We start from the raw sequence: 24987 nt of genomic DNA on the forward strand, positions 1-24987 counted from the left end.
TGTGACATAACACACATAAAGGTCGAAATATATCATGAGTGACTTTACATTTGCCCATCTGTCCGATCCCCATTTGACGACACTCGAAGGTGTTGAATTTGGAGAGTTGTTGAGTAAACGCGTATTGGGATACTTGTCCTGGCGTTCGCATCGACGGACGGAACATCGAGGCGAAATCCTAGCAAGACTGGTTGACGATGTGCGCAGCAAAAATCCTGATCATATTGTGATCACAGGAGATCTCACGCATTTGGGGCTGCCGGCTGAATTTCAAGAAGCCAAAGCTTGGCTTCACGACCTCGGGCCAGCTTCACAGGTCACTGTCATTCCTGGCAATCATGAAACGTATGTGGCGACGGCATGGGAGAACACCTTTGCCCATTGGGCTCCCTATCTGCTTTCTGATGAGGCAACTGACGCAGAGTCTCACGCTCGTGCTGATGGCGTGTTTCCCAGTGTTCGCATTCGAGAACATGTCGCATTCATTGGTCTCTCCAGTGCGCAGCCAACGTTGCCATTTTTAGCCACCGGCAGTTTGGATGCGATACAATTGTCGAAACTCGAGGAAGTGTTGCGTGAATTAGGCCGGCAACAGTACTGTCGAGTGGTCTTGATTCATCATCCGCCGGTGCCTGGAATCGTCAGGTGGCGAAAGTCTTTGACCAATGCGCCCGCTCTTGAGTCTATTCTTTCTCGATGCGGAGCCGAACTGGTTCTTCATGGTCATGCGCATCGTTCCATCATGACCTCTATCTCGACAGCAACCCAACCTATCCCCGTGCTCGGTGTGCCGTCTGCTTCGGCCGTGGGAGCGACGCCGGATCGTCGGGCGCATTATCATCTCTATTCAGTTAAGGAGCAGTCGGGAACGTGGAACATCCATGTGCAAGTCTTCGCGTATTCTGCGGAGACCGAACATTTTCAGCTTGATCACGAGCAACATCTTGTCCCATCGTAACGTGTTTCAAGCCGATTGCCTAGATGTGCTGCTTCCAGAGCCAGAAGGCAATTCCGAGAAGGATGCCAATCGGTGCAAATGTGATAAGAAGTGGGTTCAAGGCAAAGAGTAATCCCACATGGCCAAGGATTTGATTCGCAAAGTAAAACGCAATGGCAATACCCGCTCCAATGAGAATGCGTTTCCCTGCGGTAGCTGATCGCAGTGGGCCAAAGACAAACGGGATGGCAAGGAGCACCATTGCGCCGGATGTGAAGGGCATGGCGATTTTTTGCCAAAACACCAGCTCAAGGCGGTTTGAATTTGCGCCGGTCTCATCTAAGTAGTCTAAGTAATTGTATAACTGAGTGAGCGAAAACATGTCCGGCGGTGTTGAAAATATCCCTACTTGCTGTGTGCTCAGAAATGAATGCCAAATGAGTTCCTCAAGATGTTGAGAGGTGACACCTCTGTGGTCGATGGTCTTCTGCTCAACATCTCGCAAAATCCATTGATTGGGATTGACGATGTCAGCCGTGCGAGCATGGGTAAAGACCTGTAATTCGCCCTGTTCGTTGAATTCGTAGACATCAATATCTTCGGGGAGCTTTCCGTATCGAAGCCCTCCGACTTTAATGAACCGGGAAGATTCGTGAAACCAAAATCCATGTTCACTCAATAATGTTTGCGTGTCGGCTAAGGCTAATGCACGTTGGTTATGAGCGTAATGAGCGAGTGGCGGATGAACGTATTCTTCGAATACAACAATGGTAAGCATAAACAAAATGCCGACTCTGAGCACAGACCAGGCAATACGAAGAGTCGAAATTCCCACGGTTTGCATGGCAATCAGTTCCCGATGATTGGCTAATGTCCCGAGACCGATGATGCTGCCGAGTAAGGCGGTGATAGGAGCCAGGTCGATAATTCGACCAGGTATCGTATAGAAGACATGCGTCATCGCATCCGAGAGTGCATACTGGCCGGTCCCGATTTGATCGAGTTCTTCGACGAAGATGAAAAAGCTAAAGATCGTGACAAATAAAGAGAGGACAAGCCCATAGCTCGTGATGACTGAATGGGCGATATATCGATCAAGAATATTCATGTCAGTGGTGATGGGACAAAGAGCGTGTATTCTAATTCCGGCAGATGTCCTTGCGATGGTCGGCCTTATGACGTTCGTAGCCGCCGAATCAATGTTGGAGGCCAATACGAGATGAGAAGGACGATAAGCAAGAGGCCGTTGACCCACCAAATACCAGGGAACATAGGATGAACGATGCCCTGCTCCACCCAGGTCATGGCAATGGCGCCAAGATTGTAATACACGGCAAACGCGATGACCGCAACAAAGATTTTTGCGTACTTTCCCTGGCGTGGCGTGGCTCGGCTTAAGGGAATGCCCAGCAAGGCCAAGAGCAGCGTCGACACGCCGGTTGAGAGCCGCCATTGAAATTCCGCAAATTCTTTGGGATTGGAGGAATAGGCTAATCGAGAGTTTGGAGATGCCTTTCGCGTGTAGTACACCGATTGTTTATCGCTTGGGAAAATGGTGAGTTCTTTGAACGCAGTAATGCGATCAACGCCCTCATGACGCGATAATTTATATTCGTATCCATCAACGAGAACCGGAAGCATTCGGTTGCTAGTAGGATCGCGACGCTCATACCCTTCTTTGGAAGACAGAATGCGGATTTTATCCCCATTTTCTGTTTGGACGAAGACGTGTTTCATTCTTTCGCCTTTGACGTCAATGTCTTTCATGAACAGGACCAGGGAGCCATCATCCTTTTTTCGTTCGTAAAATCGACCGGCTTCGAGATCTGAAATTCGAAATGCGGTGTCGGCTTTATCTTGCAGGTCGTAACTTTGTTGATACGCCCATGGACGGATGAATAACGAGAGGCAGCTGACGAATATGGAGAGGCACAGCGCAAACATAAACACGACCTTGACGGGTTTCCAGGGGCTCACGCCGCAGGCGGAAAGCGCGGTCATTTCCAATTCCAGGTGAAGACGCCCGAGTCCAAGAACGATTGACAGCAATAACGCAACGGGGAGGAGCACTTCCAACGCGATGATTACTTTGAAGATGATGAGGGTGAGGATCATGCTGGAGGGTAGTTGAGCCTCGACAGCGCGCCCTAAGAAGCGCACCCAATTAAAACTCACAAACATCGCAATGAGGATTGTGCAGATGCCGAGGAAGGGCTTGAGAATTTCTCTGGCGAGATAGCGTTCTAGTAATATCATACTGACTCAAGGTTTAGGAATACCGTATCATGAAATGAGGCATTGTCGACGAATTTGAGTTCGGATGAGAGTAAATATAGTGAGACGGTTATTTTTGAAGAATCCCTGGAGGGTGTTCTTCCCACTGCCGGTTCTTCATTCGAGCTCGTCGGCTGGGTGGCTTTGTGTCATTTCGATGTGATACGGAAGAGTATTGAATCGTACGTCACCTTGACAAGGAAAAAGTGAAAGTCATGGTGAATTTTATAATTGCGACGCAATATGGTAGAAGGTGAGCTGGACAATCATTCTAATGTAGGTGACCATGAAAACGATTATTCTCAGTGCTGGTCAAGGGCGGCGGTTGTTGCCGCTCACGGCTGAAAACCCTAAATGTTTGCTGCAAATTGGTGGAAAGTCACTTCTGGAATGGCAATTACAAGAACTGCGCAAATGCGGTATTGATCAAGTGGCTGTCGTGGTGGGGTATGGGGCGGACAAAGTTGAGCAGTGTCTTCGACACAATGGGCACGAGAGCTGGGTCCGTACGATCTATAATCCCTTTTATGCCGTGGCGGACAATTTGGGTAGTTGCTGGGTGGCACGGGGGGAAATGACTGAGGAATTTGTTTTGTTAAATGGCGATACCCTCTTTGAGTCTGCGGTGCCTCAGCAGTTGCTGGCCTCACCTCGACATCCCGTAACGCTCGTAACGGATTCTAAGGGCACCTATGATGCCGATGATATGAAAGTCATTCTCGATGGAACCAAGCTCGCAAGAGTGGGGAAAACCATTCCGATTCACGAAACGCATGGCGAGTCGATCGGAATGATGGTGTTCCGTGACGAGGGGCCGACTATGTTTCGTCAGGCCGTTGAACAGGCGCTTCGCCGACCTGAGTCTTTGAAGAAGTGGTATTTATCGATTATCGATGAATTGGCTCAGGAAGGATCGGTATGGACCAGTGCCATTCGTGGGCTGAAATGGGGTGAAATCGATAATTCAGCCGATCTTGATCATGCGCATAAACTTGTCGAAAGCTTGCAGGACTCAAGGAATTCTTAAGTGTTCGTCGATCGCTCCCGTACAATTTTCTGAACAAGTTCCCAGTCGGCAACCGTGTCCACATCGACGGCTGCTTCAGGGAATGGCAGTGTGACCGTGTGAATTCTGAGGTTCAATTTTTTTGATAGGCCTTCCAGCCCTTGAGCCAATGACAGGTTTCCTGTCAAAAATCGAAAGACAGCCATCCAGCCGAGTATGCCGATAAGGCGGAGCGGTTTTTTTCGTTCCTGTTCGATCTGCTGCCAAAATTTGGCCATCGTTCGACCTTGTGGAGTGAGAAAGGCGAATAGATTGCAGCCGCAATAGCCTTGATCTTTGAATTTCATCACGGTTCGTTTGGATTCAGGAAACGCTTGCTTGACGATGTCATACGGGACAAGGCCCGCAATCACATCACTCTGGCTTTCCTGAGCTTTAGCACAAAAATAGTTGACCATTTCAGGCGTCAGTAATGCATGATCGGCCGTCGTCAGGAGAATGGGCGTCTCATGCGAAATGGATTGCATGGCAAAGGCTGCACTGGTGCTGGGAGTGGCCTGCGGTTCAATCCACTCGATGTCTTTTTCATCGATCCGTGCGTGAAGCTCGGGACTTTGGCTGATGATGGACCAACTTGGGCCGCAGAGAATCCGACGAGAGACGGTTTCTGCGGTCTGGAGAGTCTCAAGTACACGAAACACCATTGGCGTATTACCAACCGGCGTGAAGGCCTTACATGGTACTCCGGTGGCTTCAGCCACGGGGTCGTGGGCGGCCCGGCTTCCGGCTAAGACAATGGCAGTAAAAGAAGAATGGCTGTGCGTCATGGCCAACATGAAAAAAATATAGTGGTGAGACGATTGTACGAATGGGATTTCATATTTTAAGGGTTCGTGAAATGTTTTTCATACATACGGTAGGTTTTGTACTGTTTGCATCCGATGGCTTCCAACATATTTTTCATGCCAATATTATCTTCGAGAATCCATGACAGTTCCACGCTTGTGATGCCCCATTTGCGTCCTGCCTGTCGCACTGAGTCGATCATGCCAAACGCCAGCACAGCTCCAAGCGGCGTACCTTGATATTTTTTTCGTACACCCATTAAGGCCACTCGCGCTGTGTGAGGTCGTGAAACCTTGAGGCGCCAAAGAAATTTCGCCCATCCCAACGGGAATAAGCGTCCATTGAGGTCTCGAATGATTTCATTGACATTGGGAAAGGCGACAAGCATGGCTTCTGGCGTTCCGTCTACCTCTGCGATTTGCACAAAGCTGTCGTCGACTAACAGTCGCAATTCCTGGCCAACGGCGGCAAACTCTTCGTCGGAAAATGGAATAAATCCCCAATTGTTCGACCAGGCTTCTTCGAAAATGCTTCGAATGATTGCAAGTTCCTGTTTGAATTCCGATCGTCGCAAGGTGCGAAACCTGACAGAGGACTCGGCCTTGCGTATCGCTTTTTGAATAATGGGCGGAATCTCGAAATCAAGATCCACTCTATACGCTAGGAGATCTTTGGCCTTTTGGTAATTGTGCGATTCTACATGTTGCTGGTAATAGGGACGGGCATGTCCCATCATCACCATGGGCGGTGTATTCCACCCGTCAATGAGGAGTCCACATTCTTGATTGATGGAAAGGTTAAATGGGCCACGCGCGTTCCGCATTCCCTTGTCTTGAAGCCACCGCTCAGCCGTCTGTAGCAGTGCATGAAAAACGTCTTGGTCATCTTGCGCTTCCAGCATGCCCCAAAACCCTGTGTGGTCTTGATAGCGTTCTTGATGAAATTGATCGATTTGTGCGCTGATGCGTCCAACGGGTTGCTCGTTGCGGTAGGCGATCCATAATTGCGTCGTGGCATGTGAGAAGTAGGGATTGCGTTTTGAAAGATGTTGTTTGCGTTCGAGTAAAAGCGGAGGGACCCAACAGGCGTCTTGTGCGTAAATAGGCCATGGGACACGAATGAACTGCTCAATGGCTCGGGAGTCTTCTACAGGAACAATTCGAAGTGAGGAGTGTGCAGTTGATGCGATTGCCCGGTGCGTCGTGGAGTGTGTGTTTGAATCTGTCTGAGTCCGGTCGGACATGGTGTTGAAGTACGGATAATTTATGAATTCGTGTCAATGTATCAGTGTCGAGAGAGACTGTTGATGACTGATCAATTCGCGGTCATGTTTGACACACGAATCGTCTAGGTCTTCATGCGAATCGTTTCAGTTGTGTGTGAGCTGGTCTGAGGCTCATATAGCAGATGGGTGCCAGGAAGTCGAATCGAGATTCGAATGGTGAGGGAGATGCGTGTGAGCGAGTCAATCGACTATCGACTGGTTTCAGTCAGTTTGGCAACCCACGGATACCGATCACTTTCTTGTTCACTATAGCCAAGGTTAAAAACCGTCGCGCTTGAAGGCATATCATGTGATTGTCCGTAAAACGTGCCGGATAGTTTATCCCAGAAATAATTGGTGATGCCGTAATTTCCATTTTCATTATGAAAATGATGGAGCAGGTGCAGCCGTTTGATTCTTCGAAGAAATTGAGATTTTGGTACATAACGTAAGTGCTGGATGCAATGACAAAATTCATACACCAACGTTGTTCCGAGTCCGGCGGCAAATGCGGCGGCGGCACCTTGATAGCCGCCAATTAAGTTCCCGACTGTCATGGTCACGATGGCGACAGTTGGAAGGGTTGTGTAGAGGGCTCCGAACAGGACGCGAAGATTGTTGGGATCTTGATGATGGTCATAGTGAATCCGTTTCCATAAGGCTGCGGTGACAGGAGAACGGTAGAGAAATTGTCCGTGTAAGACAAAACGATGCAGAAGGTACCACACGGCTGGATAGACGAGAACCGCTGTCATCGCAGCAATAAGAAGGAGGGACCAATGGGTTGCTACGCCTGTTTGCCATGGCACAAGGGCCAGATACGTGCTTGGAGGAAGTAGGATAATGTAGGCGATGACGGCTGGATATTGAAAATACGCGATGATGAGTTCGCGTAAAGACATTTTATCTAAGTGGTGCGTGCGCTCACGCCAGAAGCTTCCTAAAGTATTCATGGATTATGTCGCTTTGCGTTTCATGAAGAGCGTAGACCTTCAGTTGCGATTATAGGCAGCAGAGAAAGTGAACTCAAGCGGCCTTCAGTTAACCTGGTGTGACATGTTTTCAAGAGGGAAATCGTGGTTCTGGTTGCACACTAATGGTTGAGGATATCCTCATGTAACATTCTCTATCGGTTAAAAGGACATTTCTCTTGTGTTCGTCTTAATTTTTCTCAGTGAGGGTGAGACGCTGCAAGTCTAGTCCACAGATGAATGATGAAGATCGTTCTCATCATATGGTAATTTCTCCTTGCTGTCCAAGGTCTGTAAGATAGGGCCGATGTATTCTATGCTGGAATCGTCTTCCAGGTTGGGAATTGAACATTGAGCTTATGGACAAGAGGTCCATTAGGCTCAGTGAAAAGTCTCAGTAAAAATGATATGTATTTCTGTGTTGCTGATGGATTGAATTTCAAGACGGCAGGGAGATGAGCTGATGAATGCGACATTGCAAAAATTTGGTGATCCAGAGACTCGGGTAAAGATGTTTGAGCAATGGGTTGTGCTGTTGCGTCCTCAGCAAGTAACGCTTGGATCGTTAGTGATTGTCTGTAAGGAAGAGGCGTCGTCGTTTTCACAGCTAAGCTCAGATGCATTTGTAGAGTTGCGCGAAGTCACACAATACGTTGAAGGTGTCTTGGGTCGGGAGTTTTCGTTTGAGAAGATTAATTACTTAATGTTGATGATGGTCGACCCGGATGTGCATTTTCATGTGTTCCCAAGATATTCCAAGCCGCGAATTTTTGCTGAGCAGGAATTTGTTGATGCTGGTTGGCCAGGTCCTCCTAATCTCAAGCAAGTGAATGCGACAAGTCTTGAACTCAATCAAGTGATTCTTTCACGACTTAAGTCTTAGTAAATTTATTATAACGGTGTGTCTAAATAGACTCATTTTAGTTGCAGTTTAGCAACAGAAATTGATTAAGGTCGTGAAAATAATAAAGAAAATGGCCGTAATATCTCATAATTTCTCAAGAAAAATTTGGTATGGGTATTGCTTTGTTAAGCCTAGGTTTGCTTGTGCCTTCATGTGCGCTGAAAATTATTTGGTACTTTATACTTAGGTATTTTATGGGTCGGGATATGGAGAATGTTTGAAATGTATGTTGAGAGAAACACAGTGTCTCGTACTTCACGAAAATTGCCTATGAGGGGGGTATCTTAATGGAAAGTCTTGTGACCCCAACTCAGAGTGGAGTTTTGCTTCGACCAGGAAACTTTGAAAGCCTGTCTCACGCGCTTGAGTATGCAGCGCAAGGCGCGACGGGATGTAATTTCTTTACGAGCAGGGGAAAGCTTTCAGTCGCGCTTTCTTATCGTGATCTCTATCAGCAAGCTGGCGCGCTTGCGAGGCGTTTGCTGTCTCTTCAGTTGCCACGTGGAGCGCGAATGGCTTTGGTTGCAGACACGACTCCAGACTTCTTGCGATTTTTCTTTGCGTGCCAAATGGCAGGGCTTGTTCCTGTTCCTCTACCCGTATCCATGCATCTTGGCGGACATGATGCGTATGTGAAACAACTGAATCGTTTGTTAAAGACATGTGGTGCTTCAGCGGCCGTGGCTCCTGAAGAGGTTGTTCCGTACCTCGAAGAGGCCTCGCAAGGGCTTGATCTGGAAATTCAAGGTGGAGCAGATGTGTTTGCCAGTCTGCCGGAAGCTTCAGAAGAGTTATGCCCTCTTGGTCCGAAAGAGTTGGCATACATACAGTTTACGTCTGGAAGTACCCGTTGGCCTCGCGGTGTAGAAATTACTCAGGAAGCCGTACTGAGTAATTTGTCTGGAATTATTCAGCATGGCCTTCAGGTTCGATCCGGTGACCGATGTGTGTCCTGGTTACCTTTCTATCATGATATGGGCTTAGTCGGTTTTGTTCTTGGGCCATTGGCCTCCCAGTTGTCTGTCGATTATCTCAGCACTCGCGATTTTGCGATGCGGCCACGACAGTGGCTGAATCTCATGACGCAGAGCAAGGCCACAATATCCTTCAGCCCGTCATTTGGATTTGAGTTATGTTTAAGGCGGTTGGCTGAACGTGATCGAGATCAATTTGATTTATCGAATTGGCGAATTGCTGGAGTAGGAGCCGAAACGGTTCGCGCTGAATCCTTGTTACAATTTGCAAAGGCTCTGGAGCCGAGTGGTTTTAATAAAAAAGCATTTGTAGCGTGTTACGGAATGGCTGAATGCTCGTTGGCTGTGAGCTTTGCTCCGCTCGATCAGGGTCTGATTGTTGATTATGTTGATGGAGATCATTTGGCCGAGCATAAAGAGGCTATTTCTCTGGATGATGAAGTTCAAGGGACACATGCCCATACTCGCGAAAGTAGCTATGTGAATTGCGGGAATCCAATTCCAGATTGTGAAGTTGAAGTTCGGGATGAATGTGGTGATATCCTGCCTGAGCGATGTGCCGGAGTCATTTATGTTAAAGGTCCTGGGCTGATGACTGGCTATTTTGGCGATCCTGTCACGACCCAAGAAGTCCTCTCTTCTGATGGCTGGTTAAACACTGGCGATATTGGGTATCGCATTGGTGAGAGTCTCGTGATCATTGGACGAGAAAAAGACTTGATCATCATTAATGGGAAAAATATTTGGCCTCAAGATTTAGAATACCTGGCAGAATGTCTTCCAGGAGTTCGACCTGGTGATGCTTCGGCATTTTCCGTCAAGGCTTCGAATGGCGAAGAATCTGCGGTTGTGGTGGTTCAATGCCGTGAAACGGATCTTGAAAAACGTGAACACTTAATTGAGCAATTGAAACCCATTATTTACAAAGAATTGGGGATTGATTGTTTTGTCGAGTTGATTCCTCCTCGGACCTTGCCTCGGACATCTTCTGGGAAGTTGTCTCGATCTCGCGCTCGTGAAGATTTTTTAAAGCGTGGCAATTGGGACGAATCGCCAGCTCTTGCCTTATGTGCTTCTCCTTCTGAGAGCTTAGCTTCCCTCTAATCATTTTCGACGTACGCCATTGCTCTCGCCATGTCCCGAATAGTTGCCTTAACTGGAGGGACAGGATTTATTGGGCGGGTCGTATGGCGATATCTTGAAAAGGCCGGATGGACGGTACGGTCATTGCTCCGTCCATCCTATGCCAATCAACACCGCGAGGCACTGCACAATACAGAGTATGTCGAAGGGGCATTAGAGGATGCGGAATGTTTGCATACGCTTGTCCATGGCGTTGAGGCTGTGGTCCATTGTGCCGGGAGGATTCGCGGGCTTGACCCAGTTCAGTTTCAAACGAGCAATGTTGAGGGCGTACGCCGCATTGCACGAATTGCTGCCGAGCAAAAACATGCCCCACGTTTTGTGCTGATCTCGTCGCTCGCTGCTCGAGAACCAAGCCTCTCAGCCTATGCGTGGAGTAAGCAGCAGGGAGAGATGGCTCTTGAGGAAGTGGCTGGCAGGATGGAGTGGATTATTCTGCGTCCCCCTGCAGTCTATGGTCCGCAGGATCGAGCAACTCTCCCATTATTTCAATGGATTGAACGTGGGATTGGCGTACAATTAGGGGCGCGCAACTCCAGATTTTCATTGTTATATGTTGATGATTTAGCCGAGGTCGTGAGGACGTGGTTGGAGCAAGGTCCTCACGCAGGTCGAGCATTTGAGTTACATGATGGCCGCAAGGGGGGATATGCATGGACGGATGTTTTTGAATTAGTCGGTGGAAAAAGGGTGATCCGAATAGTCATTCCCAAATCTTTGCTCAGTGCGACGGCTTCGATCAACCAAGTGCTGGCTCAAATTTTTCGGTATGAACCAATTTTGACCTATGGTAAAGTGCGGGAATTGAGACACATGAATTGGGTTTGTGATAATACAGAGCTGACGAAATTTTTGAGATGGGAGCCGTCGATATCATTGCCAGAAGGGGTGAGGCGTTCATTGCATTCTGGTCATATCGCCTCCTAGCTTGACTGCCTCAGGTTTGGGGGGGGCGGTCGTATACGGTATAAGAACGACATGGAGGAGAGGGAATTCGATGAGCAATCATGACGACGTAACTGAACGGCTGTACGAAGTCTTATCCCCTTTTGTGAAAGAAGGGCGAACGCTGAAACCTGAAACCCAGCTTGTGGCGGACCTTGGTCTTGACTCGATGCAAGTGATGGAGCTGTTGTCGACGATTGAAGATGAGTTTGATATTTCTGTTCCCTTGAATATTGTTCCAGAAGTCCGCACGATTGAAGACCTTGCCACACAAATTTCCAAACTCGTTGTGCCATCCTCATGACGCTCTTCGATAAATTCAAGCCTGTTCGTGCAGCGCATCAGTCTCTTGTTGAACATGGGGTTGATCCGTTTCGGCTTGTTGTTCAGAAAGTTCTTTCTCCCACGGAAGCCATGATCAATGATCGACATACGATCTTGGCTGGCACCAATAACTATTTAGGGTTGACATTTAACCCTCAATGTATTGCCGCCGCACATGAAGCTTTGGAACGTCAGGGGACAGGAACGACTGGGTCCCGAATGGCGAATGGTTCTTTTGAAGGCCACGTGGCCCTTGAGCGTGAGCTTGCTGCGTTTTATGGATGTTCCAGCGCAATTGTTTTCTCGACAGGATATCAAGCCAATCTTGGGATTTTATCAACTCTGGCTGGCCCCGGAGATATCATTTTGCTAGATGCGGATAGTCACGCAAGCATTTACGATGGGTGCCGTTTAGGTGGAGCGGAGGTTCTTCGATTTCGACATAACGATGTGCAGGATCTTGAGAAGCGATTAGTGAGGCTGGGCGACCGCGCATCAAGCACGCTGATTGTGCTGGAAGGTATTTACAGCATGCTGGGTGATCGAGCGCCCTTGGCTGCCGTTGTGGCGTTGAAAGAAAAGTATGGGGCCTGTTTAGTTGTTGATGAAGCGCATTCACTTGGTGTCCTTGGTCAGAGTGGTCGTGGTCTTGCCGAAGAAGCGAAGCTTGATGACAAGGTCGACTTTATCGTGGGAACGTTTAGTAAGAGCTTGGGGTCTACCGGCGGATTTTGTGTGAGTCGACGGCCGGAGCTGGACTATATTCGCTACATGAGTCGACCGTATATTTTTTCTGCATCCTTGTGCCCTTCGGTTGTTGCTTCTACCAGAATGGCTTTGAGTATTCTTGCCAGTAATTACCAATTGCGTGAACGGCTATGGGCAAATAGTCATGTCTTGTACGAAGGGTTGCAAAAGGCTGGGTTTACGCTTGGGCCGGAAGTCTCTCCCGTGGTGGCTGCGACCGTTCCATCAAAGGAATATGCGGTAGCTTTTTGGCATGGTCTTATTGAACAGGGTGTCTATGTCAATCTCATGCTTCCCCCTGCGACCCCCAATGGTCTGAGTTTACTTCGTTGTAGTGTGAGTGCAGCCCATACTCCTGAACAGCTCACCGCCATTTGTGACGCATTCACAACTCTCAAAGATCAACTGAGTGAATGACGCGCTCAGTGAAGTCTGTAATCTCGATGTGTCTCTCCCCCATTGTGTGATATGGGTTTCACGTGTGTGTTCTTCTATGTCTATAGCGAAACCAAATAACTTCCAACCGAATTTAGATCATGTACACAGCGCAAAAACACACGTCGTACAGACGGAACATAAGGAAGGTTATGCCCGCCTGGATGACCTACAGGCGATTGACGCTTCAATCACGATGGGTCAATCCGCATTCAGTGCGACGACATGCAGATTCGGCATAACTGGAACGGCTATAGAGTGTGTGGAGCGTTTCAAACCTGTGCTCTCTATGTATAATCAACCGTACCTTTCCAGTAATCCAATCGGCCTGACTCAATAGGAGGTGATGTGGCCTGGCAAGGTCTGAACATTCTTGCTGTCGTTCCCGCTCGTGGAGGCAGTAAGGGAATTCCCCGTAAAAATTTATGTCGTGTAGGGGGGAAGTCCTTAATTGCCCATGCCGCACAAACGGTCAAGGCTCTTGAGTGGATCGATCACGCCGTTCTCTCAACGGATGATGAAGAGATGGCTGAAGAAGGTCGTGTCCATGGTCTGGATGTGCCGTTTCTTCGTCCAGCAGAATTTTCAAGCGATCACGCGACGGCTCTTGGCATGTGGCAACATGCGTGGTTGCAAGGTGAAGCGTACTATCATTGTCGATTTGATCTTTCTATTCTTTTACAGCCGACCACTCCCTTACGGAAGCCTGAGGAAGTAGAGCGAACCGTACGGACACTTGTTGAAGGGAGTCATCATGCCGCGGCGACGGTCAGTCGTGTGCCTGGTCATTATACACCACACAAAATACTCACTCTTGATCCCGCTGGTTGTGTGAACTTTTATCTCAAAGAGGGAGCGCAGCATTCGTTACGACAAACAATTCCTCCCTATTACTCACGGAATGGATTATGTTATGCCGTAACGAGAGAGACCCTGCTGACGAGGGGCCATATTGTAGAAGAGGATTGTGTCGGAGTCGTCATTGATCGGCATATTATGAATATTGATGAACCGTTTGAACTTGATCTTGCGAATGTTATGTTTGAGCGTGAGCAAGCCGCTCAGACTGAGCATCCATCAGGATAGCGGTTTTTCATTGATCATGTTGCATACCCATAATCGACAAACGAGTACATGATGAACCCTACATGGCTTCAAGAACCTGTCCCAGGCTCCGCTTGTGCGATTATCGCAGAGGTCGGTCAGTCTCATGACGGCAGCTTGGGGTTGGCCCATGCCTTTATCGATGCCATTGCGGATGCGGGAGCCAATGCCGTCAAGTTTCAGACGCATATTGCGGCTGCAGAAAGTACGGCAGCCGAGCCCTGGCGAAAGTCGTTTAGTCTTCAAGACAAGACACGATACGACTATTGGCGTCGTATGGAATTTACGCCTGAGCAGTGGGTGGGATTACGGGAACATGCACAGCAAAAAGGGTTGAGTTTTCTCAGCTCTCCGTTTTCTCTTGAGGCGGTTCAGCTACTCACCGATGTGGGAGTTGAAGCTTGGAAAGTTCCCTCTGGTGAGATCACCAACTTTCCTCTATTGGAAGCGATGGCGGCGACGAAACTACCAGTCATTTTATCAACTGGTATGAGTGTCGTTGAGGAAATTGATGCAGCGGTTCAGCATGTTCGTGAGCGAGCAGAGGCCTTAGCCGTCTTTCAATGTACATCGCGGTATCCTTGTCCTCCAGAGCATATTGGTTTGAATGTGCTGACCCAGTTTCGAGAGCGCTATAAGTGTTCGGTCGGATTGTCTGACCATTCTGGCCTCATCTATCCAGGGTTAGCGGCTGCAACGATGGGTATTGAAGTTTTGGAGGTTCATGTCACGCTCAGCCGTGAAATGTTTGGTCCTGATGTTCCTGCCTCAATTACGACTGTGGAACTGCGGCAGCTGGTTGAAGGCATTCGTATGATCGAAACGATGAAAGCGCATCCGGTTGCGAAATCCTCGTTGCCTGAGGATATAGCGTCTCTGCGAGACATTTTCATGAAAAGTCTTGTCGCGAATGATGATTTACCAAAAGGAACGGTCTTAGCCCGTGAGCATCTCGCCATTAAAAAGCCCGGGACAGGGGTTCCGCCCAGCCAACTGTCAACATTGCTTGGCCGTTCTCTTCGTCGCGAAGTGAAACGTGATGCCTGCATTCAGATTGAGGATGTGGAGTAGTCGGTATGGGGAAACGTAAAGTCTGTGTGGTTATTACGGCAAGACCGAGTTATTCACGAATTCGGTCGGCGTTAGAGGCCATTCAAAATCATGCGGGTCTTGAGTTGCAACTGGTTGTTGCCGCTTCCGCACTTTTGGACCGCTATGGAAGCACGAATGTCGTGATTGAGAAAGACGGATTCATCATTAATCGCCGTGTTTATATGATCGTCGAAGGTGAAAATCCCGTGACCTCGGCCAAGTCGACCGGGTTAGGGCTTGCGGAGATGGCGACCGTATTCGATGATCTCAAACCTGATGTCGTGGTGACGATTGCGGATCGATTTGAAACGATGGCGACTGCTGTGTGTGCAGCCTATATGAATATTCCCTTGGTGCATATCCAGGGCGGTGAAATTACGGGATCGATTGATGAAAAAGTTCGACATGCCGTGACCAAGTTGGCTGATCTGCATTTCGTGTCCACTGAACGAGCCGGGGAACGAGTCGTGCGGATGGGAGAACGGCCTGATCGTGTATTTGTGACCGGATGCCCATCCATTGATTTAGCCAAGCACGCCATTGCGCGTTCTCAGATGAGCGTGGATACGTTTTTCAAGAAATATGGAGGTGTTGGGGACGAATTTGATGTGACGCAGGGATACATCGTGGTCTTACAACATCCCGTCACGACAGAGTTTCAACAAGCTCGGCAACATATCGAGGAAACATTGCATGCGGTGAGCGCAAGTGGCATTCCGACATTGTGGTTTTGGCCGAATGTAGATGCCGGATCGGATGGCACATCGCAAGGGATTCGTGTGTTTCGAGAACATCACATGCTTCCCAATGTCCACTTTTTTAGAAATTTACCACCCGATGTTTTCGTGCAAACCATCTATCACAGTAAATGCTTGGTCGGGAATTCAAGTGCAGGCATTCGGGAATGTTCTTATTTAGGTGTTCCTGCCGTGAACATCGGTAGCCGCCAAACTGGTCGTGACCGGGGTGTCAATGTGATCGATGTGGAATACGACAGACATGACATCCTTACGGCCATTCAAACGCAAGCGGCGTTGGGACGAGTGGCCGAAGACCCACTCTACGGTTCCGGTGATGCCGGGCAACGTATCGCAGACTTATTAGCAGACGTGACACTCACCTTCGAAAAGAAACTGACCTATTGATTCATATTATCTGTTGAGTTTATTTTCGGGTCAGACTTGATTTAATTTCCTGTTTTTAAAACCTATCAAAGCTAGCGCGGAGGACCATGTGGCGTGAGCCCGTGGGTGAAAGCGCTCCCCGCTAGAAGCGGGGCCTCCTTGCCATATGAAGGGGGTCGGATGACACTGGTGCATGGAGATTCGACTCAGTGCTCATGGTGCGTAGCAGCATCAATACCATGTGGTGTGGATTCCGAAGTATCGGCGACGCCATTTTGCGGGGAGTGATCAAGCTCTTTGTGGAGGAGCATATATCGAAAATCCAGCACTATCACCCAGATGTGGAGGTCAAACAATGGAGTGTGCAGGTTGACCACATTCATGTGGTGCTGGTGATTCCTCCGAAATATGCTGTCTCAAGTATTGTGGGCAAGGTGAAAGCGAATGTGAGTCGGCAACTTCGACTTCGGTATCCCGAGCTGAAACGGACTTACTGGGGAGCCGTGTTGTGGTCCCCCGGGTTTTTCTCTTCGACCGTGGGGTTGAATGAGGCGGTGATCCGGCGGTACGTAGCTCATCAGGAGCAAGTAGATAAGGGGCACTTTCAGCTTGCATTTGAATTTTAAGTGCCACGCGGCGTAAGCCCGTGGGTATCTACTCTAAAATATTTATTCGACGATTTGAATTCAAGAGCCCAGTTGGTGCTGCATAGCGCGGTAACCGAATTGCAACAAGAGGAAGTCATCGACAGTTCAAGCATACGACTAAGCCTGGCCGTGTAACTGTAGCCGGAAAAGCCAGCAATGACCTTCCTCCTGGAACTCTCAATAGCATTTACAAACAAGCGGGTTGGAAAAACACGAGGTTATAATGCGATATGCCATAGTTATTGAAAAATCCTTATCAAACTACGCCGCCTATGTTCCGGACTTGCCAGGATGTGTGGCCACCGGTGCCACCATAGAAGAAACTGAGACCCTCATTCGGGAAGCTATTGTTTTTCATCTAGAAGGCCTGCAAGCTGATGGTCAACCCATTCCCTCTTCCAGCAGTCAGGTTGACTATGTAGAGGTGTCAGTCTAACGCCACGTCTTCTACGTTCTTCATGTCTTTTAACCAAGGTTTGTCAGCTTAGAGTATAGCTTGTTGATTTGCTTCTATAATGCCTGCCTGAACCACATGATAAATGAGCGTATCCCAACCCCCAGGGTCATTGATGTACATCAATATTGGGAAAAATGGTAAAAGTAAAAGTCCGTTAATTTTCCTTTCTTGATCTGAAGTTTCAAGTTTTCCTAGGATCAGGCCTTGCTTGTCTTTTATCGTCATCTGAAGTTGAATGGTGTTTGTCACGGTATGAGGGACAAGCCAGAGGGTCATATTGGAAAGTCCTACCAGCCCAGCATTATATTGTCGTTTCCCAGTCAGTATGAGGTCTACCTGATAGTCTGCTTTTTGATTGCCGATCAACACATGCGGAAATAATCCAGAGTCTTTAAAAGCCAGAACCGTTGTGCCTGCCGCTTCTTTCAAAAATATACGAGCCATGTAGGTCTCCCCAGGATCCCACTCATCTCGATATTCAGGTGTTATATTTATACTTATAGACCGCGAAATTCCCCTTGTTTCGCTGTGGCCTCGTGGATCGATTGGCCATAGAAATCCAGGAGATGTTCCTTCATTCAGCGTGAGAGAACAAGCTGACAGTGAACAGCTCAACCCAAGAGCAAGTAAGAAAAAAATGTACCTCAATTGATAAATGGCTTCATGGCACACCGAAGGCAGAAGCCTCTGCTGTTTTAAGCGCCCCGCAATCAATTCCGGCCCCCCCCCCGATTTGTCATTGCTGCTGCACATAGGCTCGGACCTGTTTCGACTTGAAGCGCTCGCGCTTTGCGCGACGGTGGAGCCGAGAGCCAGCGAGGAGCTGAGCCCCGCGTGGGAAATACGGTTGCCGAACCCAGCAATTTCGTCTTAATTCCCGGCTGATGCTGGTATGACTCCGCCGTAAGCGGCGGCCCATTTCCCTGAGACTGAGCCGTTCTTTCCGCCACCAATAGATGAGCGTCCGTTCTTTGTGATCGAAATGCGTATAATGCTTTCCCATACACCACCTCCTGTTTCTATAGGATAAAGTGGTGCACTTCATTTTAGAATATGGGCCATGGGTGGCTCGTAATGGGCAGTTAGAGAATACATTCGTGGGATGGATCTATGATCGCTATCAATGGTGAGAACGCGAAATCTGCTCGGTTTTCCTTCACCTTTGTTACTATAAAGCTAAACGTGCCCCCTATTCTCAACTGCCGTTTTTAGGATCATAGGGGAACGTGAAAACATTATAAAACTAGTCTTGACCCCAAGTTCAAGTTCCCCAAGTTTGGCAAAGAAGACGGCCGCCGCAACTTGCAAGGCCATCCTTCGTCGTTTGACAAGATACCCGAGTGCCCTGAGACAATCCATCACCTATGATAATGGCAGTGAAAATACCTGCCATGAAAAAATCAATGGAGCTCTGCGCTCGCAGTCCTTCTTCTGTGCCCCATATCACAGTTGGGAGAAAGGCAGTGTGGAGCAGGTGAATGGATTGATTCGGCGGTTCTTGCCCAAAGGCACGAATTTTCACCACCTGGGCCCTGCTGTCTTGAATCGTATTGAAAAGCTCCTAAACAATCGACCTCGAAAGTGTTTAGGCTATCGGACCCCCTATGAAGTCTTTCGCGAAGCGCGTGGTGCACTTCCACATTGAATGTGGCTTTCTTACAACTTGTCAAGCCCCGTCCTTAGCTGCTTTTATTGCTGAACAAGAATTAATGTCTGGTTTCCAGATGAGTGCCATTCTTTTTTTAGCCGCTTCCAGTTCGCTCAATATTTCTTGTCCTGCATTTAACTGTTTAGGGTATTGAATTGCTAAGGCTTTAAACTCTTGAATAGCCTCGTTCACTTCCTCCATATCCAAGTATTTTTCAGCCAGTTCAAGGCCCTCTTGATAGAATTTTTTCGAATCCACAATTTTTCCTTGTTGAAGATAGAGTAGGCCCCTTTGAAGATACATTGGCGATAGTGAATTTTCATTCTTAAGTAGTTCGATTTTTTTATTGATATCTATTGCTTTGTCTAGTTTTCCTTGGCGGTAATAGACATCGGCCAAGTATAGGTAGTATTCAGGATTTTTGACACCTTGTCTAACTCCATAAATAAGGTCAGCCTCCGCAGACTCCAAATTCCCAATGTCAGAATAGGTAATAGCACGCTGAAGTCGAACAGCCAGGTGGCTAGGGTTTTTTATTAACACCTCACTAAAGTCAGCTATTGCCTCCTCTAAGTCACCAAGGCAACCATGAATCCAACCCCGTCCAATTAAACTAGGGCTGTCCCATGATCTAAAACGCAAAGCTTTTGAATAGTCATCAATTGCTTGTTTGTATTGGCCGAGTTGTTCCAATGCATAGGCTCGGTACCGAAATACAAGGTGATTCCTACGACCAAGTTCAATTGCTTTTGATAAGTCGTCTAAAGCCTTTTGGGGTTCGCCAAGAATTAAATAAGTGTCTCCTCTTCTTACATAGTTTTCGCTTAATATAGGGTTTAAATTAATAGCATTCGTTAGGTCTTCCAATCCTTTGTGAGGATGATTATTTCGGGCGAAGATTGATGCTCGTAATTGATATCCTAGGGGGTCTTTAGGTCTTATCTGAATTGCCGTAGTTGCATCTGTCAAAGCTTTTTCATGTTGTCCATGTTGTAGATACACATTCGCACGATAAAGCAGTATCTCATAGGGCTCATCCGTCAATTGAAGTGCTTTGGTAAATGAATTAATGGCTTTTAAGTATTCCTTCTGCTTATAAAAGAAGAATCCTTTTTCAGTTAGCTTCTTTACTTCATTTTGAAAAATCTGTTCCTGGGATAATTCCTCAGAAAAAGTTATCGCACCAGAGCCTGCACCGATGAGGGAGCATGCCCATATTAGTAGGAATAATACCCTGATTCCTTCAGAACCCCTGCCATTAACAATCTTCATGTGAAAAGCTTACTATTCCTTCCTAGTACACTCTCTGAGATCCTTGAGGAATGTGGCGTACTTCCCACCAACTATTTCCGAAATCAATAAGATTATCATGCAACCCCCCGAGTCTTCCTTGTACAACACCAAAATTCGAAGATGCTTCACTCGTATTTATCCAAACCATGGCTTTCCCTGACTCGCCATAGGGGAACAGTAATGAGAGTTCGAAAAACTTTTGATTTACCTGACTGTATTTCTCAAAAGCAGCTACTGTACCAAACGCTCTTACAAACTCATCAGGAACATCTCCGAAGGCCTCACCTAATTCATATCTTGGCCTTGGCGGTCTGACAGTGCGAGCAATTTGGACACCTGAAGATGTTTGTTCAGCTTGAGCAACATTGAGGGCTCCTTGATATTTTGCCCTTAGCGAAGCTTCCTGCGCTTCTTCCGGCGAAACCCGAGCGTTCATTTGAATATACGCGCTGAGTGCTGCCGCAGATCCTTGTATCAGCGACGCCTGAACAATCTGGCTTGTACTACCCCCATTTAATGCGCCCCCTGTGGCACTACCCGCAACTCCACCTGCAAAAGCTGAGGCAATTAAATAGTCACCACCTGTCGCAAAATTGAGCCCGCCACCAACAGCCGCTCCTGCTGCGCCTGCCGCTGCCCCCTTCCATGCAGCTTCCCCTATGTTACCGCCAAATAAGTATGCACTCACTGCACCGCTTGCTGCTCCTCCCAACACAGGTCCCACAACTGGCACCCAACCCACAGTGGCACCTGCAGCTGCTGGGACTGCATATCGGCTAGTAACCGGATCGGTAAATTGCATGAGCATAGGATTTGCAGTCCATCCAGCAACTCGCCCTATTGTACTCTTTTTGAAAAATTTCGTGGTACTTTTAAAAGCCTTCTTAAAGAAATGCCCACTGGGATCATTGAAGATGATCGGATTGTTACGAGCATAGCTATACCGATTAAGTGCCTGCGGATCGGTAGCACTTGGCACAATGGTATCGGCGGAGATGAATCGCCCAAGGACAGGATCATAGTACCGGGCTTCGTAATAGTAGAGCCCCGTCGAATTATCTTGCTCTTTGCCGGTGTACCTGTAGGGTACATTGGCCGTTCCGCTGCCGCTCGCAGCTGAATAACTCCAGGAGAAGGTGACGGTACTTCCAGGGAGCACACTCCCAGGAGTTGGAGTTATCGTGGTCGACGGGGTGCCACCATGAGAGACCAAATGGAGCAGAGGATTGGTTGGTGTGTGTGCCAATTGTGGCACCACAAAGCGAAGGCTGTAGATGCCCCCGCCTTGGCGAATGGCGGCTGGTGCCGTTCCTGGATTGCTCCCTTGGCTCACCGCTTGATGGAGGTGAGGTGCATATTTTTCCTGCTCTGCGGTATGGAATGCTACAACATGTATCTTCGGATCTTTTGTTGTCAGCGAGGCGCTTGTACTGACGGGTGTGATAACGATCGAGTTCACGATGGTCTTGCTAGAGCCACCTGCACGGGTCAGACTCAGCGTCAACTGGCCATCGGTCACCGTCACAGGCTGATCAGTGATGGTGATGAACTCATTGGCTTGAGTATTCAGTCCATTAATGACGTTCGTGCCTTCGACCGCGATCGTATGTGGGCCCTGTGGAAAACTGGGATCGCCACTCACGAGTGAAACCAGATAGTCGCCATTGGCCAGATCATAATTCCAGTCCACGGTTGTTCCCGTATCGAAGTGAATGAAGGTATCTCGCATCTGATCACTCAGATAATTTCGGTCACGCGTATTGACGCTTGTGGTCCAGCCATAGCCATGTGCGCTGTTATAGACCGACCCGTCATCCTTGAGATATCCAGTGGGTACAGGAGCCCCACTGGGCTGGAAGTTGATGGAGACCGGATTGCTCGGTGGCGGAGGAGCGGTCGTGAAGGTTGCAGTGGTACTTTGGTTGGCATTGAGCGTGAGTTGGCAGGACGGCGTTGGTCCACTGCAGGCTCCCGACCAGCTACTGAAGCTCTGGCCAGCGTTTGGTGTCGCGGTGAGTGTGACTGTGATCCCTTCTGCAAACGATGCCTGACACGTCCCACTTCCGCAGTTCAATCCACTCGGGTTGCTCATCACCGTGCCGGATCCGGCAATAATCGCGGTCAGGGTATGATTTATATCCGATTGAGCCAGGTTTGTGATTTCCGAGGCTGATAACGCACGTTGATAGATTCGCACCTCGTCGATGAGACCATGAAAATTTTGGCCTTCTCCCGGTTGATAGTGTCCAATATACAGCGGAGCCGAATTGGCCAAGGTTCCTGTTGGGCCGTTGGTGCTGCCTTCCGCCACGCCATCCACATAGATCGTGAGGAGGCCGCCTTGCCGAGTTCCCGCCACATGGTGCCATTGGCCGTCATCAATGGTGGTGGTACTCAGCTGTCCTGCATAGTTGCCGCCATCGGTGCGAATTTCGAATCCGACGGTGCCGTCTATTCGCTCGCGCAGGGTATAGAACCGTCCACCTGAAACCTGCTTGCTAATGATCCGGAGGCTGTCTCCAGCGTTGGGCGTGCGGTCGCTTGTCTTGACCCATGCGGCCAAAGTAAAGTCCTGCCCGGCTCCCATGTCTAAACTTCCATCAGACGGATCGCCGATCAACACATAGTCGTTACTCCCATCGAAGTCGAGCGCACCGCCGATTGTTCCCGTCGTCCACGATGGGCCGTTGAGTAATGTTCCATGGTGGACATTTCCGGAATCGTCCGTAGCTTGGGTGCCACTGTTCTCATCGAAGGTCCAGTGTCCGGCCAGGTCGGACGGAGGCGGCGTTTCCGTAAATGTGGCGGTGACACTTTGGTTGGCATCAAGCGTCAGTTGGCAGGAGGTGGTTGTCCCACTGCAGGTTCCCCCCCAACTAATGAAGCTCTGGCCGTTAGCCGGAGTTGCAGTCAGGGTCACGACGGTCCCTGTGGCAAACGATGTATTGCAACTTGCACTGCTACAATTCATGCCACTGGGAGAGCTGGTGACTGTCCCGCTTCCCGCGATGGTTGTCGTGAGCGTAGGTTCAGTTGGTGGTGCTGTGTTCACTGGTGTGATGACGAGCGAGTTGATAATCGTTTTGCTTGAGCCGCCGGCTCGTGTGAGATGCAGCGTCAACTGCCCATCCGTCACAGTGATTGGCTGATCGGTGATGGTAATGAACTCATTGGCCTGTGTTGTGACACCATTGATGACGGTTGCGCCTTCGACCGCTATCGTATGCGGGCCTTGTGAATAACTTGGGTCGCCGCTGACGAGTGAAACCTGATAGTCGCCATTGGGCAGATCGTAATTCCAGTCGACGGTGGTTCCAGTGTCGAAGTGAATTAAGGTATCGCGCGTTTGATCACTCAAATAGTTCCGTTCACGCGTATTGACGCTTGTGGTCCAGCCATAGCCACGAGTACTGTCATACACTGATCCATCATCTTTCAGATAACCGTTCGGCACCGTGGCCCCACTGGGCTGGAAGTTGATGGGAATCGGTTCGGCTGTGGGGGGAGGCGGAGTACCATTGCTGGCTGTATAGACATATTCGTCATGTTCCCATTGCCCTCCAACGTTATACGATAAGGTCACATAGACTTGGCTGCCGTCAGTTGGGAGATTCGGCACGGTGACGGAGGTTTGTTGCCCGAGCCCACTACTTTGATAGAGATCATTTCCACCTGTAAATGTGCCGATCTCTAACTTCCATTCCTCGACTGCTGACATAGTTTTCCCTGTGTTGACACGCGTCTCGCCATAGGGAAAGTACGCCAGGTCTTGTTCACTGACACCAGTGTTGTTGGTCAACACACTGGTCGAGCTTAAATGATCGGGATGAAAGTAATTGATACTTCCGGTACCAATTGGCGGGGATGGTTGAACCATTGCAATCCGTTGGCTTCCGGCAAAGATCATCTTGGCACAGGAAAGGGGTGTGGCTGTGCCGTCACACACATAGAGTTTTCCAATATACGTGGTTTCTTTTTCCTGACTGCCATCGTTGACCGTTTTCTTCACTCGTCCGCCATCACCGTCGTATGTTAACGTCGTTGTTTTGCCATTGGCGGTAATCGTGATTGGCCGATTCTCGTGATCGTAGGCAATCGTGCGCCCGGCCCCATTCGTCATATTCCCATTGGCATCGTAGGCATAGGTATTCGAACCGGCGCCTGTGGCTGCATGCGGCCGCACGCTGCTACCGCCGCTGGCGGGATAGGTATAGGTGCCGATTTGGGAGTTGCTCGTCATGTTGCCAATTTGATTGTACGTATACGTAATCGTGGGATACGTGCCACTGGCGCTTGTAAGGCGATCCAGGTCATCGTAATTGAATGTTTGGTTGCCATGTTTTGGTATTGGGGTCGAGTCTAGTTTTATAAAGTTATATTGCCATGGGTGGTTCGTAATGGGTAGTTAGAGGATACATTCGTGGGATGGATCTATGATCGCTATCAATGGTGAGAACGCGAAATCTGCTCGATCTTCATTCACCTTTGTGATTGGACTTGCCCCTACTTTCAACTGCTGTTTGTAGGAACATAGGGGAACGGGAAAACATTATAAAACTAGTCTCTATTCCCAATTTGTCCTAAAATTCACACGTGCCAGGACCTGAAGGTTTGTCCTGTGGGGACGGGCTTCCCAGTCTTGATCCTGATGAATGACCGGTGTGGCTCAGACCATGAGTCGTTCTCGAAGCCCGTAGTGTGCTTGACGGTTGTAATCTGGCTTTGTACAAGAGTAAGCAAATTCCTTGAATTTAATGATAGGTGATTATTTGAGGTTGAGAGCGTTTTGTAGTTTGAATCTCTGTAATAGCATGGTTTTCATCCATTTGAATCAGAGAGAAGTCAGTTTCAC

23 protein-coding genes are annotated in these 24987 nt (G+C 48.7%); 14 read left to right on the forward strand and 9 right to left on the reverse strand.

Annotated features, from left to right (window positions below; all coding sequences use genetic code 11):
* Nucleotides 1–34 precede the first annotated feature (34 nt).
* Entirely contained in the window at nt 35–958 is a 924-nt protein-coding gene (locus ACWHX8_RS06890; protein WP_447971217.1) for a metallophosphoesterase family protein, read from the forward strand.
* A gap of 19 nt (nt 959–977) precedes the next feature.
* On the opposite strand, the gene lptG is transcribed toward ACWHX8_RS06890, so the two are convergent.
* Together lptG and lptF are read right to left on the reverse strand one after the other, a co-directional pair.
* Nucleotides 978–2045, reverse strand: coding sequence for an LPS export ABC transporter permease LptG (gene lptG / locus ACWHX8_RS06895; RefSeq protein WP_447971218.1), 1068 nt, complete (start codon nt 2043–2045; stop codon nt 978–980).
* 65 nt (nt 2046–2110) lie between these two features.
* Nucleotides 2111–3193: an LPS export ABC transporter permease LptF gene (lptF, locus tag ACWHX8_RS06900; protein WP_447971219.1), complete on the reverse strand. Its 1083-nt coding sequence runs from the start codon at nt 3191–3193 to the stop codon at nt 2111–2113.
* Nucleotides 3194–3497: 304 nt separating this feature from the next.
* On the opposite strand from lptF, the gene ACWHX8_RS06905 reads away from it, so the two are divergent.
* Nucleotides 3498–4238 carry a phosphocholine cytidylyltransferase family protein gene (locus ACWHX8_RS06905; RefSeq protein WP_447971220.1) on the forward strand — a complete coding sequence of 247 codons (741 nt, stop codon included), beginning with the start codon at nt 3498–3500 and terminating at the stop codon, nt 4236–4238.
* Here the strand turns inward: ACWHX8_RS06905 and ACWHX8_RS06910 are convergent.
* From ACWHX8_RS06910 to ACWHX8_RS06920, 3 genes are all read right to left on the reverse strand, one after another.
* Nucleotides 4235–5044: a nucleotidyltransferase family protein gene (locus ACWHX8_RS06910; RefSeq protein WP_447971221.1), complete on the reverse strand. Its 810-nt coding sequence runs from the start codon at nt 5042–5044 to the stop codon at nt 4235–4237. The genes ACWHX8_RS06905 and ACWHX8_RS06910 overlap by 4 nt on opposite strands.
* Nucleotides 5045–5100: 56 nt before the next feature.
* A complete protein-coding gene (locus tag ACWHX8_RS06915) occupies nt 5101–6306 on the reverse strand; it encodes an N-acetyltransferase family protein (protein ID WP_447971222.1) in 1206 nt (401 codons plus the stop codon).
* Between the two features lie 230 nt (nt 6307–6536).
* Entirely contained in the window at nt 6537–7280 is a 744-nt protein-coding gene (locus ACWHX8_RS06920; RefSeq protein WP_447971223.1) for a sterol desaturase family protein, read from the reverse strand.
* 481 nt (nt 7281–7761) lie between these two features.
* Here ACWHX8_RS06920 and ACWHX8_RS06925 point away from each other — a divergent pair, with 481 nt between their 5' ends.
* From ACWHX8_RS06925 to ACWHX8_RS06975, 11 genes are all read left to right on the forward strand, one after another.
* Nucleotides 7762–8181, forward strand: coding sequence for an HIT family protein (locus ACWHX8_RS06925; RefSeq protein ID WP_447971224.1), 420 nt, complete (start codon nt 7762–7764; stop codon nt 8179–8181).
* 308 nt (nt 8182–8489) lie between these two features.
* Nucleotides 8490–10280 (forward strand): fatty acyl-AMP ligase, encoded by a 1791-nt coding sequence (locus ACWHX8_RS06930; protein WP_447971225.1) that lies wholly within the window; start codon nt 8490–8492, stop codon nt 10278–10280.
* Nucleotides 10281–10310: 30 nt separating this feature from the next.
* Nucleotides 10311–11246, forward strand: coding sequence for an NAD-dependent epimerase/dehydratase family protein (locus ACWHX8_RS06935; RefSeq protein ID WP_447971226.1), 936 nt, complete (start codon nt 10311–10313; stop codon nt 11244–11246).
* Nucleotides 11247–11316: 70 nt separating this feature from the next.
* Nucleotides 11317–11568 (forward strand): acyl carrier protein, encoded by a 252-nt coding sequence (locus ACWHX8_RS06940; protein WP_447971227.1) that lies wholly within the window; start codon nt 11317–11319, stop codon nt 11566–11568.
* Complete coding sequence (spt, locus tag ACWHX8_RS06945) at nt 11565–12752, forward strand: serine palmitoyltransferase (protein ID WP_447971228.1); 1188 nt, start codon at nt 11565–11567, stop codon at nt 12750–12752. The genes ACWHX8_RS06940 and spt overlap by 4 nt, the downstream gene beginning before the upstream one ends.
* A gap of 366 nt (nt 12753–13118) precedes the next feature.
* Nucleotides 13119–13856 carry an acylneuraminate cytidylyltransferase family protein gene (locus ACWHX8_RS06950; RefSeq protein WP_447971229.1) on the forward strand — a complete coding sequence of 246 codons (738 nt, stop codon included), beginning with the start codon at nt 13119–13121 and terminating at the stop codon, nt 13854–13856.
* 48 nt (nt 13857–13904) lie between these two features.
* Nucleotides 13905–14945: an N-acetylneuraminate synthase family protein gene (locus tag ACWHX8_RS06955; RefSeq protein WP_447971230.1), complete on the forward strand. Its 1041-nt coding sequence runs from the start codon at nt 13905–13907 to the stop codon at nt 14943–14945.
* A 5-nt stretch (nt 14946–14950) separates the two neighbouring features.
* Nucleotides 14951–16111, forward strand: coding sequence for a UDP-N-acetylglucosamine 2-epimerase (gene neuC / locus ACWHX8_RS06960; protein WP_447971231.1), 1161 nt, complete (start codon nt 14951–14953; stop codon nt 16109–16111).
* Between the two features lie 194 nt (nt 16112–16305).
* Nucleotides 16306–16716 (forward strand): IS200/IS605 family transposase, encoded by a 411-nt coding sequence (gene tnpA / locus ACWHX8_RS06965; RefSeq protein WP_447971879.1) that lies wholly within the window; start codon nt 16306–16308, stop codon nt 16714–16716.
* A 98-nt stretch (nt 16717–16814) separates the two neighbouring features.
* Complete coding sequence (locus ACWHX8_RS06970) at nt 16815–16961, forward strand: type II toxin-antitoxin system HicA family toxin (RefSeq protein WP_447971880.1); 147 nt, start codon at nt 16815–16817, stop codon at nt 16959–16961.
* Nucleotides 16961–17173 carry a type II toxin-antitoxin system HicB family antitoxin gene (locus tag ACWHX8_RS06975; RefSeq protein ID WP_447971232.1) on the forward strand — a complete coding sequence of 71 codons (213 nt, stop codon included), beginning with the start codon at nt 16961–16963 and terminating at the stop codon, nt 17171–17173. The genes ACWHX8_RS06970 and ACWHX8_RS06975 overlap by 1 nt, the downstream gene beginning before the upstream one ends.
* Before the next feature lie 48 nt (nt 17174–17221).
* Here the strand turns inward: ACWHX8_RS06975 and ACWHX8_RS06980 are convergent, their stop codons facing one another.
* Both ACWHX8_RS06980 and ACWHX8_RS06985 read right to left on the reverse strand, forming a co-directional pair.
* Nucleotides 17222–17638, reverse strand: a complete 417-nt coding sequence (locus ACWHX8_RS06980; protein ID WP_447971233.1) for a hypothetical protein — start codon at nt 17636–17638, stop codon at nt 17222–17224.
* Nucleotides 17639–17930: 292 nt separating this feature from the next.
* A complete protein-coding gene (locus ACWHX8_RS06985; protein WP_447971234.1) occupies nt 17931–18197 on the reverse strand; it encodes a helix-turn-helix domain-containing protein in 267 nt (88 codons plus the stop codon).
* Between the two features lie 273 nt (nt 18198–18470).
* On the opposite strand from ACWHX8_RS06985, the gene ACWHX8_RS06990 reads away from it, so the two are divergent.
* The gene (locus ACWHX8_RS06990) at nt 18471–18839 is read left to right on the forward strand and encodes an IS30 family transposase (protein ID WP_447971235.1); all 369 of its coding nucleotides are present in this window, start codon (nt 18471–18473) and stop codon (nt 18837–18839) included.
* A gap of 21 nt (nt 18840–18860) precedes the next feature.
* Here ACWHX8_RS06990 and ACWHX8_RS06995 read toward each other — a convergent pair whose 3' ends face one another.
* Nucleotides 18861–20114, reverse strand: coding sequence for a tetratricopeptide repeat protein (locus tag ACWHX8_RS06995; RefSeq protein WP_447971236.1), 1254 nt, complete (start codon nt 20112–20114; stop codon nt 18861–18863).
* A gap of 22 nt (nt 20115–20136) precedes the next feature.
* Nucleotides 20137–24375: a LamG-like jellyroll fold domain-containing protein gene (locus tag ACWHX8_RS07000; protein ID WP_447971237.1), complete on the reverse strand. Its 4239-nt coding sequence runs from the start codon at nt 24373–24375 to the stop codon at nt 20137–20139.
* Nucleotides 24376–24987 lie beyond the last annotated feature (612 nt).

It is taken from the genome of Nitrospira sp. M1 (assembly GCF_965152605.1).